The sequence below is a fragment of the Nocardia anaemiae NBRC 100462 genome (assembly GCF_001612725.1).
Taxonomy (GTDB): domain Bacteria; phylum Actinomycetota; class Actinomycetes; order Mycobacteriales; family Mycobacteriaceae; genus Nocardia; species Nocardia anaemiae.
This window is the reverse complement of sequence record NZ_BDAZ01000024.1, coordinates 66,425-84,858: the sequence shown is the minus strand read 5'-3', so window position 1 is coordinate 84,858 and position 18,434 is coordinate 66,425. Positions and strand designations below refer to the sequence as shown.

General features: G+C 66.9%; 1 protein-coding gene. It reads left to right on the top strand.

Annotation, left to right across the window (positions count from 1 at the left end; translation table 11 throughout):
* Positions 1–307: 307 nt before the first annotated feature.
* Positions 308–18,427 (top strand): non-ribosomal peptide synthetase, encoded by an 18,120-nt coding sequence (locus tag NA5_RS15540; protein WP_084484158.1) that lies wholly within the window; start codon positions 308–310, stop codon positions 18,425–18,427.
* Positions 18,428–18,434: the final 7 nt, after the last annotated feature.

The window sequence follows — 18,434 nt, the reverse complement described above, 5'->3', positions numbered from 1 at the left end:
CTCAAAGGCAGGGCAAGTGTCTGCGATATATTTGCCAAGAGGTGCCGGATGGTACCCAATCTTCGTGACTTCGGTCCCTGGGCTTGCGCTCGGGGTGACCTCACGATGGCCGGATGGCTGAGACGTCCAACCGTCGGGAATGCCTGCGCGTGCGTCGGCGAAAGCGGGTGCCGATCGCCTCGACCGCGCGTTCTCGAGCATGCGATCCAGTTGCCGTCACTATGTTGAATAACTCCAACAGCTGAAATCAGCAATTGTGTAGCAATATCCCTGATCTTTCGAACGAACGGTATCAGCGGAGGTCGAAATGGACCAATTCAAGCGCGGTATCGATGGCAGTCCGGACTCGTCGAGATCGTCGCAAACCGGCCCATTCAGTTCGTCATTCGTTCTTCCATTGACCGCGGCGCAGCAGGGCATCTGGTTTGCCCAGCATCTCGCGGAATCGTCGCCGATATCTGTGGCCCAATACGTCGAGATCGCAGGCGAGTTGGACACGGAATTGCTTGCCGAGGCATGCAGAACCGCTGATCGCGAGTTCGGATCCGGACATCTTCGGCTGACCGAGGTCGACGGAGAGCCGCGTCAGTTCATCGACGAAGAACATGGAGCTCAGGTTTCGGTCGTGGACTTGCGTCAGCACGCCGATCCGGTTGCGACTGCGCACAGAATGATGGTTCAGGATTACTCTGCTCCGCTTGACCTGCTGAATGACCACCTCGTGACGAGCATTGTGTTCCAGGTCGGCGCGGACCATTTCCTGTGGTATCAGCGCGCCCACCATATCGCACTCGACGGATTTGCCGCGGTGACGATGCTGCACCGGATTACCGAGCTGTACAACGCTTGGGTGAAGTCCGAGGCAACGCCGCCGTGCGCGGCGCAGGACCTGAGGGCTGTCGTCGAGCAGGATCTGGCGTACCGGGGTTCGGCGCGTTTCGACAACGACCGCAGATACTGGATGGAGCATCTGGCAGACGCGCCTGCGGTTGTCAGCCTGGCCGGTCGCGTTGGCAAGCCCACCATCCATCCGACGCTGGTCGACACCGAGCTGCCGGACGCCACTGCGCAACTGCTCGAAAGCGTCGCGCTCGAGCACGGCCCCAGCGTGACTTCGACCATCGTCGCGGCGTTCGCCGCTTATCTCGCTCGGATGACCGGAAGCGGTGAAGTATTGCTCAGCCTGCCGGTTTCGGGTCGGCACTCTGCCGTGCTGCGCCGTTCCGGGGGGATGGTGGCGAATGTGGTCCCGCTGCGCGTGCGGGTCGCCGGTCGCACCGTCGGTGAACTGATCGCCGCTGTGCTCAGCGAGTTGACCAGTGCGCTCCGGCGGCAGCGCTACCGCCAAGAGGACATATTCCGCGACATCGGAATTGCGCGCGACGAGGCGGCATCCTTCGGACCGACCGTGAACCTCATGATGATCGAGAACGAGGTTGTGCTGGGCGACACGACAGGCCGCCTGAACGTCCTCACCTCAGGGCCCACCGCCGACCTTTTCGTCAATATCTACCCGGGCGCGGGCAAGAACAGTACACGTATCGACTTCCAGGGGAATCCGAGCGCCTACAGCCCGGACGAGCTCGCCGGCCACCACCGCCGGTTCCTCATGTTTCTGCATGAGTTCCTCGCCGGGGGAGCGGGCTGCCCGGTCAGCAGACTGCCGCTGCTCGAAGTAGCGGAACGATCCGCGCTGCTGCCGGTGCGGGGGGCCAGCGGAGTCGGAACACGCCTGCTTCCGGTAATGCTGAGCGAGAGCGCGCGCCGGAATCGTCATGCGTGCGCGATCGTCTCGGCCGAGCAGACGATGACCTATCGCGAGCTGGACACCAGATCGTCCCAGCTGGCACGCCATCTGATAGCTCTGGGGTGTGGGCCGGACACGGCGGTGGCGATCATGCTGCGACGCTCGGTCGAATCCGTCGTCGCGACGTGGGCGGTCGCGAAATGCGGGGCCGCGTTTGTCCAACTGGTCCCCGAGTATCCGTCGAAGCGGATCGACCACATGATCTCCGACAGCGGCGCGACAGTGGCGATCACGGTGGACGCCCTGCGCGGGCGGCTCCCGCAGGAGATACACCATCTGGTTCTCGACGACCCCGCGATCCGGTGGGAATCCGACATCGCGGATCGGCCGATTTCCGACGATGAACGCATCCGACCACTACGGCCGTCCAATGTCGCCTACATGACGTATACCTCGGGATCCACCGGAACGCCGAAAGGCGTCCAGGTCACCCACACCGGCCTCGCGAATCTCGTTGCCGACCGCGCCGCCGCGTACGGCATCGACGCGACATCTCGCGTGTCCTATGCCCTCTCGCCCAGTTTCGACGCCTCCCTGGAACAGTTTCTGACCTGCTTCGCGAGCGGATCCACGCTGGTGATCGTGCCGCCCGAGGTGACCGGAGGCGAACCGCTCACCCAGCTGCTGGCAGAAGAGCACGTGACCCACCTGACGCTGACGCCAACGATGCTGGCAACGGTGGACCCGCGTCCGGCGACCGACTTGCGGGTGGTCGTGGTCGGTGGCGACACATGTCCACCGCACGTCATCGAGCGGTGGACACCCTCGTTGTCCATGTACAACGAATACGGTCCGACCGAGACCACCGTGACCGCCGTCGGTGCCATGCTGAGCGCGGACCGCGCCCAGACGGTCGGTGCCCCCATCCGTGGCGTCTCGGCGATGGTGCTGGACCGGACGCTCCAACCCGTGCCCAAAGGCACCGCGGGCGAGCTATATCTGGCCGGGCCGGGATTGGCGCGTGGATACAGCCATCTGTCCGTCGAAACCGCTGCCCGGTTCGTCGCCGATCCATACGGCGACGCCGGAGAACGGATGTACCGCACCGGCGATATCGCGCGCTGGACCGGCGACGAGGCCGAGATGACGCTGGAATTATTGGGGCGCAGCGACTTCCAGGTCAAAATCCGCGGCTACCGGATCGAACCGGCTGAAATCGACGCCGCGCTCACCGCACACGAGGACGTGGACCTTTCCGTCACCGTGCCGGTACAGAACAATGTCGGCGTCACCGTGCTGGCGTCCTATGTCGTCCCGGTCAGCGGCCATAGGGTCGATCCGCTCGAACTCCAGCGCTTCGCCCGTGCTTCGCTGCCGCCGCATATGGTGCCGGCGGTGATCCTCGCGTTGGACAGCCTCCCGGTGAATGCCTTCGGCAAGCTCGACCGCGGTGCTTTGCCAAAACCCGAATTCGGGATCGCGCCGGTCGGTCGGGCGCCCGCCTCGGCTCGGGAAAAGACGGTCGCAAGGCTGTTCGCCGAGGTGCTCGGCGTGCCTCGGGCCGGGGCGGACGATAGCTTCTTCGCCCTCGGCGGCGACAGCATTCTGTCGATCCGGCTGGTGGCGCGGGCGAAGGCCGAGGGCCTGAGTTTCTCCACACGGGATGTGTTTGTGCACAAGACTGTCGCGGGGCTGGCGGCCACGGCGACCGAAGCCCGCGGGACCCCCGAGCTGGCCGAGTTGCCCGGTGCCGGGGTAGGGGCGATGCCTTTGTCGCCGATCATGCGCGCAATGCTCGATCGGGGTCATTACGACCGATTTGCTCAGGCCGCACTCGTGCACCTGCCGGAGGGAGTCGATCGAGCGAGTCTCATGCGCGCATTGGGCTTCCTGCTGGACCGCCACGACATGCTGCGCGCGGCGCTGCGCGATGGCGATTCGGTTGATCGGTACATCGAGGTGCTCGATCGGGAAGCGGTCGACCCGGCAGCCGCACTCGTCGACGTTCGGCTCGATCGACGAGACGCCGCCGAAGTCGACCGCCACCTGCAACAGGCCGCGGATCGATTGGACCCGGGCAACGGTGTGCTCGTGCAGGCCGTCTGGATGCGGGATCGCAATGAATCGACACCCGACCTGATGTGGCTGGTGATTCACCATCTCGCCGTCGACGCGGTGTCGTGGCGCATCATCCTCGCCGACCTCGCACAGGCATGGTCGCTGGTTTCCGTTGGCGGCCAACCGCATTTCGGGCCGGTCACCACCTCGTTCCGGCGGTGGGTGCACGGTCTGGTCGAACAGGCGCCAGACAGGCGGTCGGCGGAGCTCGGCCGGTGGAAAGCCGTACTCGAGCGTGGCGATCAGCTGCTCGGACTGCGCCGTCTGCTCCCGGATCGTGACGTCGGCGCCACCGCGGGCCGGGTACATCAGCGCATCCCGGCAGCGGTTGCCGAGGCGATTCTCACCACCATTCCGGACCGCTTCCACTGCAGTGCCAACGATCCGCTGCTGGCAGCCCTGGTACTGGCGCTCGGTGAGTGGCGGCGCAGGCGCGGGACGACGGCGGCCGCCGGAGAGTTGATCTCGCTGGAGGGACACGGTCGCGAGGAGTCGGCCGTGCCCGGCGTCGATCTCAGCGCCACCGTGGGCTGGTTCACCACACGCTTCCCGGTCCGGATCGAATGGGAGAACATCGACCTCGACGATGCGCTGGCGGGCGGCCCCAGCGCGGGACTGGCGATAAAGCAGGTGAAGGAGCAGCTGCGCGCGGTGCCCGACAACGGCATCGGCTATGAAATGCTGCGCTGTCTCGATTCCCGGGGGAGGGCCGAGCTCGCAACTCTGCCCGAGCCCCAGATCAGTTTCAACTACCTCGGGCGGGTAGGTGTCGGTGAATACTCGGGGCCCTGGGCGCCAACCACCGAATTCACCGCACTGACCGCGACCAGCGATCCGGCGATGGCGCTGGCCGCCGTGCTCGATATCAATACGATCGCCGAGGAAGGTCGCGACGGGCTCGAACTCGACGCGACCTGGGAGTTCGCCTCGCAGGTTTTGGGTGGCGATGAGGTCGACGAACTCGCCGGGCTGTGGGCTCGCGCCCTGGGGGCACTTGCCGATCATGTCCGATCCGACACCACACCCGGCTTCACCCCCTCCGACTTCCCGCTCACCGCGGTATCGCAGCACGAGGTCGACAACTGGCTGCGGGAATACCCGTCGATGACCGATGTGTGGCCACTCACCGCCCTGCAGTCCGGGCTGCTATTCCACATGGTCTACGACCGGTGCGGCGACGACGTCTACATCGTGCAGGTGGCGCTGACATTTGCGGGGCAGGTGGATGCGGAGCGGATGCGGCGGGCCGCGCAGGTGCTCATCGATCGGCACGACAGCCTACGGACCGCATTCGTCGAAAGTGCGGATGGGCCACGTCAGGTCGTGTTGCGTGACGCCGGGGTCGATTGGGCCGAATCGAGTGTCACCGATATCAGCGATTTCGGCCAACAGGCCGAGGCACTTCGGCGGCTCGCGACGGCGGACGTGGCTCCATTCGACCCGGCCCGCCCGCCGCTGGTGCGTTTTCACCTCGTGCGCACCGGCGCCGATAGGTTCCAGTTGCTGGTCACCAACCACCACCTCGTGCTGGATGGCTGGTCGATGCCCCTGCTGATCCACGAATTGCTCGCGTTGTACACATCCGGTGGCGATACCGCCGTGCTCGCGTCACCGCGTTCGTATCGGGAGTATCTGCAGTGGCTACAGGCTCAGGATCGCGATGCCGCCATCGCCGCGTGGCGGGAGATGCTCGCCGGAATCGATAGTCCGACGCGGGTCACGGGCGGGCCGGATCGGACCGTCACCGCGCAAGTCGGTGAAATCGGCCTGAACATGGACGCCACGACCACCGCCGCGATCCTCGATCTGGGCCGCTCACACGGCATCACCGCCAACACGGTCGTGCAGGTGGCGTGGGCATTGCTGGTGGCCGCCCTGACCGGACGCTCGGATGTGGTGTTCGGCAATACGATGTCGCAGCGCCCGCCGCAGCTTCCGGATGTCGAGCGCATGGTCGGGCTCCTGGTCAACACGCTGCCCGTCCGCGTCCGTCTCGAACCCGGCGAAACCGTCGGTGGCCTGCTCGTCCGTGTCCAATCCGAGCAAGCCGCAATGCTGGATCACCAGCACATCGGTTTGGCGGAGCTGCAACGGGCCACCGGTATCCCCGACATGTTCGACACCGCGATAGTGCTCGAGTCCTATCCGCTCGACCAGGAACTGTTGGCACGCAATCTCTCCGACGCCGGATTGCGGCTGGTCGCGATCGACGCACACGACGCGACGCCGTATCCGTTGAGTTTGCAGGTGACGCCACCGCGGTCGAGTCGCGACGAACGTATGGATGCCGACGAACCCGGCACCTACACGGTGACACTGAAATTCGCCACCGACCGATTCGATGCGGACGCTGCCCGCACACTGCTCGACCGGTTCGAATTGCTGCTCACCCAGATCGTCACCGATCCCGCCAGGAAGGTCGCCGCGATCTCCTCCTGCCGGGATGCCGAACGCGCGGAACTGCTTTCGGTCCGCGGTGAGGAGCCGGTCGCGGAGCTCATGCTGCGTGACATCCTGTGGGGAACCGCGTGCAGGTATCCGGATGCCGTGGCCGTCCGATGCGGTGACACCACCTGGACCTATCGTGAGCTGGAGCGTCGCGCCGACGCGTGCGCTCGCCTGCTGGCCGGGCACGGTGCTCGCGCCGAGTCGATCGTCGCGGTGACCGTGCCACGTTCGGCTGAACTGGTCGTCGCGATCTGGGCGGTGGCGAAAACAGGTGCGGCCTTCCTGCCGTTGGATCCCGACAATCCCGCCGCGCGGATCGAGGAGTTGTTGTCCGACTCGCGGATCGGTCTCGGCGTGACGACGAGCGCTGTCGCACAGGGGCTTCCGGATACCATCGAGTGGTTGGCGCTGGACGCTTCGGCTTCGGACACCCATGATGGTCCGCCGCGTCCGGCCGGGTCCGATCGGCTCTCGGTCGACAATGCGGCATATGTGATCTATACGTCCGGATCGACCGGCAAACCGAAGGCGGTCCACCTCAGCCATCGCGGTCTGGCCGATCTGGTCGCGGCGCAGGCCGACGCCTTCGGCGTGGGCCCGGATTCGCTGGTGTTGCAGGTCGCGTCGCCGGGATTCGACGCCTACCTGTCGGAGCTGCTGTTGGCGCACGGCAGTGGCGCCTGTCTCGTGGTGGCGCCACCGGAGGTGTACGCCGGCACCGACCTCGAGGAATTGCTTCGGTCGCAGCAGGTTTCGCATGCGATCCTCACCCCGTCCGTGCTGAACACGATGGATCCGTCCCGGATACCGTCGCTGATATCGCTGGCGGTCGTCGGCGAAGCGACCGGGCCGGACACCGTGCACCGGTGGGGTCGTGGACGACGGCTGATGAATCATTACGGACCGACCGAGTGCACGATCTGGGCGACGGGGTCGGATGCCCTCGTACCCGGCGAGCCGCTGACGATCGGTGGCCCGATCCGCGGTACGTCCGCGATGGTGCTCGACACGTGGCTGCGACCGGTGCCGGTCGGTGTCGCGGGCGAACTCTATATCGGCGGCCCCGGAGTCGCCCGCGGGTATGTGGATCGACCGGGCATGACCGCGGCGCTCTTCGTCGCGGATCCGCGATCCACCCGTGGCGAGCGGATCTACCGGACCGGCGATTCCGTGCGCTGGGTGCGCGGATCCGCCGGGTTGGCACTGGAATACCTGGGCCGCTGCGATCAGCAGATCAAGATTCACGGCCTGCGGATCGAGCCGGGGGAGATCGATGCCTACGTGGCCCGGCACCCGGACGTCGCGAGTGTTGCGACAGTTGCGGTGCAAGGGCCTGCCGGTGAACCGGTTCTGGTGTCCTATGTCGTCGGCGCGCCGGGCGCTGCCGTGGATGTCGCGGCACTCGGCGACGATCTCGCCGACCGGTTACCCCGCTATATGAATCCCGCGGCGATCGTGCGGCTCGACGAGATGCCGCGCACGCCCACGGGCAAGATCGATCGGAAAGCTTTGTGCGAGCGCGTCTTCGAATCGCACGCATCGGCCGGCAGGCCGCCGTCGACGCATACCGAGCAGGTTGTGGCGCAACTGTTCGCCGACGTGCTCCGTCTCGACACGGTGTCCGCCGACAGCAACTTCTTCGCACTCGGTGGGGACAGCATCGTCTCGATGCGGCTGGTGGCGCTGGCGAGATCCGCCGGGCTCACGTTCACGCCGCGAGATGTCTTCGAAGGCAAGACGGTTGCCGCCCTCGCCGCGCTGGCGGGTCGTGATGCGGCTCCGGTGACCGTCGAGGAAACTCAGCGAGAGCACACCTCGAATTATCCGCTCATCGCGTTGACAGAACAGGACATCGATCGGCTCGAACGGCAGTACCGCGGCCTGTCCGACATTTGGCCGCTGTCGCCCATGCAATCCGGGATGCATTTCGACTCGACGTTCGACCCGGATGCCGGGGACAACTACACCGTCCAGACGATGATCGGATTCTCCGGCGAGGTAGACGGTGAGCGCCTGCGACGTGCCGCCCAGGCCGTGGTCGACCGGCACGATATCCTGCGGGCCGCATTTGTGGAGACGGTGGCGGGACCGTGCCAGATCGTGCTGGACCACGCCGAAATCCCGCTCCGGGAGATCGATCTCGCCGACAGCGGCGATGCGGAATCCGATCCGGAAGCGATTGCCGCGGCGGACGCGGCGTCGGGTTTCGACCTGTCGGCGCCACCGCTGCTGCGCTTGACGCTGATCCGTCTCGATGCGAGCTCCTACCGGCTGCTCGTCACGAATCACCATGTGATTCTGGATGGTTGGTCGATGCCGCTGCTGATGCGAGAACTGCTCGACTACTACGGATCGCCCGCGCATATCGACTCCGCCGGACCCGCCCCCTCCTACCGCGAATATCTGTCCTGGTTGGCCCGACAGGACAGCGCCGCATCCAAAGCTGCATGGGCGCATGCCTTTTCGGATGTCGATTCACCCACTCGGGTATCCCGCGACGCTGGCGCGGCGGGCTCCGTATCCGCCGCCGAGGTCACGGCCGAACTCACGGCGGATCGTTTCGCAGAACTTCGTCGCGTGGCGGCGGAGACGGCCGTCACCATCAATACGGCGGTCGCCGCGGCCTGGGCCTTGAATCTGCGCGTATCGACCGGTGAGACCGATGTGATCTTCGGCGCCGCGGTGTCGGGCCGACCGCCGGAGTTGCCGCTGGTCGATCAGACGCTTGGCATGTTCCTGACTACGATTCCGGTGCGCGTCCCGCTCGAACCCACCATGACGGTGCGCGAGTTGCTGACCGGCATTCAGGCGCGGCACGCCCGCATGCTGGAGCATCATCATATCGGCCTACCCGAAATTCACCGCAGCGTCGGCCTGCCCGAACTCTTCGACACCGTGCTCACCTTCCAGTCGTTCCCCGTCGACCGGGCGGCACTGCAGGAACTCGTCGATTCGGCGGGCCTGCGGGTGGACGAACTCAGCGGTGTGGACGCGACGCCGTACCCGCTGAGCCTGGTCGTGGAACCGCAGCCGTCCGAGGACGGCGAGACACAGGGGCTGCGGATCATCCTCCGATTCCACGAGCGCGCATTCGACACCGCCGCGGCGCGTCGCATCCTCGACCGTTTCGTCGAGTTACTGCGCCGGATCGCCGCGAACGCGGACGTGCGGTTGGGCGAGCTGCCGCTCGACGAGGAACCGGGACCGTTGTGGCCGGTTTCGGATCCGAAGGTGGCGATTCCGGACACGTTGGACCGCATGCTCGCCGCTTCCACCGCCGCCGCCGAACCCGACGCGATCGCCGTCCGGTGCGGTACGGCCACCATGACCTACCGACAGCTCGACGAGCGCTCCGCGCGTCTGGCTCGGGTCCTGCTGCGGCACGGCGCCCGGCGGGGACAGGTCGTCGCGTCCGTGCTTCCGCGATCCCTTGCGGCGACGGTGGCACTGTGGGCCGTGGCCAAGACGGGCGCCGCCTTCCTGCCGATTGATCCGGCCCTGCCATCGGACCGCATCGAATTTCTGCTGTCGGACTCGAAAACCATCCTCGGGCTTACCGATACGTCCACCAGGAAGCACCTTCCGGATGGTGCCGACTATCTGATCCTCGACGCGGAGCAGACGTTCGCCGCCCTGGACTCACTACCGGCCGCGCCGATCACCGATGCCGAACGCGGCGGGCCGATTCGGCGGGATCAGACCGCGTATGTGAGTTACACCTCCGGGTCGACCGGAACGCCCAAGGGCGTTCTGGTCAGCCATCGCGGCTTGGCCGATATCGTCGCGGCGCAGCGGCGAATGCTCGGCGTCGACCGGACATCGGTGGTGCTGCAGGTCGCCTCGCCCAGCTTCGACGCCTCGGTGTTCGAGCTGTTGATGGCGCACGGCTCGGGCGGTCGGCTCGTCGTCTCGCCCGCCGATGTCTACGCCGGTCCCGAGCTGGCGAATCTGATCCGGCGAGAAGTTATTTCGCATGCCATAGTCACCCCGTCGGCGCTGGCGACAGTCCCGTGCGACGGTCTCGACGGGCTGCGCGTGCTGGCGGCGGCCGGTGAGCCGGTCGGCCCGGAGCTGGTGGATCGGTGGGCGCCGCATCGTGCGATGGTCAATGTCTACGGGCCGACGGAATGCACTATCTGGGCCACCTCCGGCGACGCGCTGACACCGGGTGCCGCGATAACGATCGGCAGGCCGGTGGGACCGGTTGCGGCCGTGGTCCTGGATACCTGGTTGCGGCCTGTGCCGACCGGTGTCGCGGGCGAGCTGTACCTGTTCGGACCCGGCGTGGCCCATGGGTACGTCGCCAGGATGGCGTTGACTGCCGCGCGATTCGTCGCATGCCCGTTCGGTGCGCCGGGTCAGCGCATGTACGCGACCGGTGACATGGTGCGTCGCACCGCCGATGGTGAGCTGGACTTCTTGGGGCGCAACGATTTTCAGGTGAAGGTGCGCGGCACCAGGATCGAGCTGGGGGAGATCGACGCGGTGCTGGGTGCGCGTGCGGATGTGGCATACGCCGTCACCGTGCCGCGCGGCGATGCGGGACGAGCGGTGCTGCTGGTGTCCTATGTCGTGCCCGCGACCGGGGCGGAGGTCTCGGGTGATGAGTTGCGTGCGGCGCTGGCCGAGGCGTTGCCCCGGTACATGGTGCCGTCCGCGGTGGTGGTGTTGGACGAGGTGCCGCTGACCGCCAACGGGAAGTTGGACCGCGAGCGGTTGCCCGAACCGGTTGCCGTCGTCCGCGAATTCCGGGCGCCTGCGCCGGGGTTGGAAGAGTTGGTCGCGCGCACATTCGAGCAGGTCCTCGACGTGGACCGGGTGGGAGTCGACGACGACTTCTTCGCGCTGGGCGGCGATTCGCTGAGCGCCTCGCTCGTGGCGGCGCGCATAGGTGCGGCCATGGACGTGCACGTGCCGGTGCGATCGGTATTCGAGGCGCCGACCGTCGGCGAATTGGCCGCGCTCGCAGGGACACTCAGCGGCGGCGGGCGACTGCCCCTACTGGCCGGAGTGCGGCCCGACCCCGTGCCGCTGTCACTCGCACAGCAGCGGATGTGGTTCCTGAACCGGTTCGAGCCGGACTCTGCGGCATACAACATTCCGGTGCTGCTGCGGCTGTCGGGACGGCTGGACACCGAGGCGCTGGCGGCCGCGCTCGCGGATGTGATGGCACGTCACGAGGTACTGCGAACGATATATCCGGAAGTCTCGGGTGAGCCGCGGCAGGTCGTTCTCGACGAGCCCGCGGTGCCGGTGGAGCCGGTGCGCGTGCCGGTGGATTCGGTCCCGGATGTGGTGGGCGAGTTCGTGCGGCGCGGATTCGATGTGACGGCCGCGGTGCCGATGCGAGTGGGATTGTTCGAGCTCGACGGTGCCACCGGAGAATTCCTACTGGCGCTGGTGGTCCATCACATCGCGGGCGACGGTCAGTCGATGGGGCCGCTGGCCCGGGACGTGATGGCGGCGTATGCCGCGCGACTGGCAGGGCACGCGCCGGACTGGTCGCCGCTCGCCGTGCAGTACGCGGATTTCGCGTGGTGGCAACGGCAGATGCTGGGGACCGAGGACGATCGGACGTCGTTGATGTCCACGCAGCTGGAGTTCTGGCGCTCGACGCTCGCGGGTGCACCGGACCGGCTGGAACTGCCCGCGGACCGAGCACGCCCGACCGTCGCGTCACTGTCGGGAAGCCGGGTTCCGGTGCAGATCGATGCGAGGCTGCACGAGCGGTTGCTCGCGCTGGCACGGTCGCACGGGTCGTCGCTGTTCATGGTGATACATGCCGCGCTGGCAACGGTATTGGGGCGTCTCGGCGGCAGCGATGATGTAGTGATCGGCACCCCGGTTGCGGGGCGCGGCGAGCCCGCGCTGGACGATCTGGTGGGGATGTTCGTGAACACCCTCGCCTTGCGGACCCAGGTGGATCCGAGCGAACCGTTCGCCGAGTTGCTGCGGCGCACGCGCGAGACGGACCTGCTTGCGTTCGAGCACGCGGACGTGCCGTTCGAGCGGGTCGTGGAGGCGTTGAGCCCGGAACGATCGGCGGCGCGGCATCCGTTGTTCCAGGTGGCCCTGGCGTTCCAGAACGTGTCGACGGTCGATATCGCACTGCCCGATGTCCGGGTTACCCGAGCGGATGTGGATACCGGGGCGACCCAGTTCGACCTGCAACTGATGCTGTCCGATTCGTTCGGCAATGCCGGTGTGGTGCAGGGCATCTCGGGAACGATGACCTATGCGCGGGATCTGTTCGACGAGGCGACCGCGGCGGCGATCGTCCGACGGCTGGTGCGGGTATTGGAAGCCGTCGCCGACGATCCGGCCGCGGTGATCGGGGATATCGACTGGCTGGAGGCCGACGAGCGCTCGGCGCTCACGTCGCGGGTGGGGGCGCGCACCGTCGCGATGCCGGAGCCGTCCGGATTACTGCCGGAGGTGTTCGCCTCGGCCGTCCGCGACAACGGCGACGGACTCGCCGTCGTCGCGGGGGAAGCCACGTTGTCGTATGCACAGCTGGACGAGCGGTCGAGTCGGCTGGCGCGGTCACTGATCCGCAGCGGCGCTGGACCGGAGTGTCCGGTCCTGGTGGCGGCAGCGCGGTCGATGGAGTCCGTGGTCGCGTGGTGGGCGGTGGTCCAGACGGGTGCGGCATACGTGCCCGTCGATCCCGGCTATCCCGCGGCGCGGATCGAGCAGATGGTGTCGGATTCCGGTGCGACGCTGGGGGTTACGGTGTCCTCGGTGCGTGCCCAGCTGCCCGATTCGGTGCACTGGATCGTGCTCGACGACCCGGCCGACGCCGCGCGGATCGACGCGTCGGCGAGCGGCCCGATCGATGATGACGAGCGGACGCGGCCGCTGCGGGCCGCGGATATCGCCTACGTGGTCTTCACCTCCGGATCCACCGGGGTGCCGAAGGGCGTCGCCGTCACCCATGCCGGCATCGCCGACTTCGTCTCGAGCTGGCGCGCCGAACCGGAGTTCCAGCCCACGTCCAGGATGTTGCATTTCGCGTCACCGTCGTTCGACGCCGCACTGATGGAGATCCTGATCGCGGTCAGCCGGGCCGCTGCACTGGTTGTGGCGCCGACGGGCATGTACGGCGGTGGTGAGCTGGCCGAGTTCCTGCGCGTGCAGCGGGTCACCCATGCCTTCCTGACCCCGGCCGCGCTCGCATCGGTGGACCCGGCCGGATTGGACGACTTGCGGCTGGTGCTGTCCGGTGGCGAGGAGGTCCCGGCGGATCTGGTACGGCGCTGGGCGGGCACCGATATCGACGGCGCCCGAAGATTCCAGGTGCTGTACGGGCCGACCGAGGCCACCATAGTCGCCACGGCGACGGGTGCGCTGCGGCCGGACGACCGGCCGACGATCGGTGCCCCGGTGCCCGGAATACAGGCGCTGGTCCTGGACGCCCGGTTGCAGCCGGTGCCGGTCGGGGTGACGGGTGAGCTGTATCTGGCGGGCCGGGCGCTGGCTCGCGGCTATCTGAATCTGGCGGCGACGAACGCGGCACGATTCGTCGCGCACCCGTTCGGGGAAGCGGGACGTCGCATGTACCGCACGGGTGATGTGGTGCGCTGGAATGCCGACGGTGCCCTGGAGTTCCTGGGGCGCAACGATTTCCAGGTGAAGATCCGCGGTTACCGGGTCGAGCTGGGCGAGATCGATGCGGTGCTGAGCGCGCGCGCGGATGTGGCATACGCGGTCACGGTGGCGCGCCAGGACGGTACCGGTCCGGTGATGTTGGTGTCCTATGCGGTGCCCGAAACCGGGGCGAGTCTGTCCGGCGAACAGTTGCGGGCGGCGTTGATCGAGGTGCTACCGTCGTACCTGGTGCCCGCCGCGGTGATGATCCTGGACTCGATCCCATTGTCGCCGAACGGAAAGCTCGATCGCGCGGCTCTGCCCGCCCCCGTCGTCCAGGCCAAGCGTTTCCGGGCACCGGCGTCAGCGGTGGAGGAAATAGTGGCCGCCGTATTCGCCGACGTCCTTGACATCGACGGTCCGGTAGGCGCCGACGACGACTTCTTCGAACTGGGTGGCAACAGCCTGGTGGCCACCCGCGTCGCCGCGCGGCTCGGTGTCGCGCTCGACGCGACCATCCCGGCGTCGATGATTTTCGAGGCGCCGACGGTCGCGCGGTTGGCCGCGCGCGCCGAATCGCAGGCCGATACCGGCCGGGTGGCGCTGACCGCACAGCAACGGCCACAGCGCATCCCGCTGTCCTACGCACAGCAGCGAATGTGGTTCCTGAACCAGCTCGAACCCGGCTCGGCCGCCTACAGCATTCCGATCCTGCTGCGGCTGTCCGGAGAGCTGGATCTCGACGCGCTGCATGCGGCCGTCGAGGACGTGCTGAACCGGCACGAGGTCCTGCGGACCATATATCCGTACGCCGAGGGCGAGCCGTCGCAGGTGGTCCTTCCCGCCACCGAGGTGATTACGCCGGTCACCGTGACGGCGATCGCGGAATCGGAACTGGCCGAGTCGCTGTCGGCGTTCGTCTCGATGGTGTTCGATGTGACGGTCGAGGCGCCGGTCCGGGTGCGATTGTTCGAGCTCGAGCCGAACGAGTGGGTCCTGGCCGTGGTGGTGCACCACATTTCCTGCGACGGGTCGTCGCTGGGCCCGCTGGCGCGGGACATGATGACCGCGTACACGGCACACCTGCGCGGTGAGACACCCAGCCTGGCGCCGCTGCCGGTGCAGTACGCCGACTACGCGATCTGGCAGCGGACGGTGCTGGGGACCGAAGACGGCCCGGAATCGCTGCTGCGCGCCCAGATCGACTACTGGACACTCGAATTGGCGGAGCTTCCGGTCTTGCTGGAACTCCCGACCGACCGACCGCGTCCGCCCACACAGAGCTATGCGGGCGCGAGCGTGCCGATAACCGTCGGTGCCGATCTGCACGCGCGATTGCAGCAGATCGCGCGAGCACACAACACGACACTGTTCATGGTCTTCCACGCCGCGCTGGCGGCTACGCTGGCCCGGCTGGCAGGCACGGACGATATCGCGATCGGCAGTCCGTATGCCGGACGCGGTGAGCCCGAACTCGACGATCTGGTCGGGATGTTCGTCAACACCCTGGTGCTGCGGACCCGGTTGACCCCCGAGATGACGTTCACCCAGTTGCTCGAGCAGGTGCGCGGGACCGATCTGGCCGCGTTCGGGCACGCCGATGTTCCGTTCGAACGGCTGGTGCAGGAGCTGAACCCAGTGCGCTCGCACGCCCACCATCCGCTGTTCCAGGTGATGCTGGCATTCCAGAATGTCGGCACGGCCGAGTTCGAACTGCCGGGGCTCTCGGCGTCGGCCATGACCGCCGACACCGACAGCGCACTGTTCGATCTGCAGATCATGGTGTCGGATTCCTACGACTCCACCGGCGCCCCCGCTGGCATCAGCGGCGCGGTGACCTACGCGAGCGACCTCTTCGACGCGACGACGGTGACCACGATCGTCGATCGCCTGCTGCGGTTGCTCGGCGCACTCGTCACCGATGCCGCACAGCCGGTGTACGAGGTCGATCTGCTCGCCGCCGATGAACGGGAAGCCGTTCTGACCCAGTGGAATTCGACCGATCGCGCGGTCCCATCCGGCGAGACGCTCGCCTCGATCTTCGCCGACTCCGTGCGGGCTTACCCGGACCGGCCCGCGGTGACTTTCGGAGAACAATCGCTGACCTATGCGGAATTCGCGTCTCGGGTATCCCGATTGGCGCGGTGGTTGATCTCGCGCGGCGTGGGTCCGGAATCGTTGGTGGCGCTGCGGATGCGGCGTTCATTGGACCAGGTCACCGCCATGTACGCGGTGCACGCGGCCGGCGGTGGGTACGTGCCGGTCGATCCGGACCTTCCGGACGACCGCATCGCGTACATGCTGTCGATCGCCGCACCGGTGCTGGAGCTGTCGTCGCTCGACGGGGTGGAGCTGTCCGGATTCGATGACGCGCCGGTCACCGATGCCGATCGGCTGGCACCGCTGCGCCCGCACAACGTCGCATACCTGCTCTTCACTTCGGGGTCGACCGGTCGACCGAAAGGTGTTGCGATAGCGCACTATTCGGTGGTCAACCAGGTGCGGTGGGTCAACGAGACCTACGCGCTGATGCCGAATGATGTGGTGCTGTACAAGTCCCCGGCCACGTTCGACATGTCGGTGTGGGAGCTTTTCGCGACACTGGCGATGGGGGCGAAGCTGGTGATCACGCGAGCCGACGGGCATACCGACCCGGCCTATCTCGCCGAAACCATTGCCACCCAGCGGGTCACGATCACCGCGTTCGTGCCGTCGATGCTGGCGGTATTCGCGGACGCGGTACCCGCGGAATCCCTGGCATCGGTGCGGACGCTGCTAGTGGGTGGTGAGGCATTCGGACCCGATGTGCTGGCCACGGTGCGGCGAACAGTGCCCGGGGCCGAGTTGCACAATCTGTACGGGCCGACCGAGTTCACCGTGTGCGCGACCGCGCATCGGGTGACCGAAGCCGACAGCGGGAGCATGCCGATGGGCGCGCCGGTATGGAATGCGCGGGCATACGTACTCGACAACCGGTTACATCCGGTACCGCCCGGTGTTGCCGGGGAGCTGTACTTGGCGGGTGCCCAGCTCGCGCGCGGCTATCAGTCACGCCCTGGCCTCACCGCGGAGCGGTTCGTGCCAGATCCGTACGGTGTCGGCCGACGCTTGTACCGCACCGGCGACTTGGTGCGCTGGCGCCGCACCGGCGAATTGGAATACCTGGGCCGCACCGATTTCCAGGTGAAGCTGCGCGGCCTGCGTATCGAACTCGGTGAAATCGAGGCAGTACTCGCCGAGCACCCGAGCGTCGCGCGGGCGTTCGCCGTGGTGCATTCCACCGGTGCGGTGGACTACCTCGTCGGCTACGTGATACCCACTGCGGGCGCCATCATCGACACCGCCGCGGTCTTGGCGTACGCGGCGGCCGAATTGCCCGACTACATGGTGCCCACCACGATGATGGTGCTGGACACGGTACCCCTCACCGCGCCGGGAAAGCTGGACCACACCCGGCTGCCGGAGCCGGTGCTCGCAGTAGGGGAGTTCAGGCAGCCCGCGTCGTGGCTGGAAGGGGAGGTCGCACGGGCCTTCGGAGCGGTGCTCGGCGTGGATCGGGTGGGCGCCGATGACGACTTCTACGCCTTGGGTGGTAACTCGCTGAAGTCGGTGCAAGTGGTGAGCGAGTTGCGCAGAGAACTCGACTGCGAGATTCCGATCAGCTGGATGTTGTCCGATCCGTGCCCGGCCGACCTGGCCAAGCGGATCGAATCCGGAATGCGCTCGGGTCCCGCCGTCGATCGCACCGATGACGGCTTCGACGTGCTGTTGCCGATCCGGACCGGCGGTGAGCGAGCACCACTGTTCTGTATCCACCCGGCCGTCGGCCTGTCGTGGTGTTACCGCACCCTCGACCGGTACCTCTCCGACGGCCGACCGATCTACGGCCTTCAGGCGCCCCAAATCGGCGGCGAGGTCCCCGGTCCGACGTCGATCGAAGAAATGGCCCAACGCTACTTCGACGAGATTCGGGCGCTTCAGCCGCACGGCCCCTATCACCTGCTCGGCTGGTCGCTGGGTGGTGTGATCGCCCATGCCATTGCCGTCGAGATGCGTACCGCCGGTGAACAAGTCGCGCTGCTGGCCCTGTTGGACGCCGAGTTGGACGGTGTCGACGTGTCGACGCTCTACACCGTCACGGCCGGAGAGCTGATCAGCAATCTCGGCCCGGTCATGGGCGTCGATTTCGTGCGGCCCGATGCGACCGCCGAGGAGGCCGCCGACCTGATCGAACGGCACCTGGGAGGCAGCCTCGGTATCGATGCCGCGAGAATCGAGCGCCTGACCGACGCCTACAACATGGCGATCCGGGCAGCTGGCAGGTGGCGGCCCGCAGTATTGGACAGCGACATGCTCTACTTCACCGCGACACGGGAAAGACGATCCGATGCCGCAGGTCACGAGGGATGGGAGCAAGTAATCCGCGGGCGGATTTCGGTTTTCGACATCGATGCGACCCACCTCGCGATGACCGAACCGAGCGCGGTCGCCCAGATCGCCCGGATTCTCGATGAACGACTGGAGTGAGGACCGC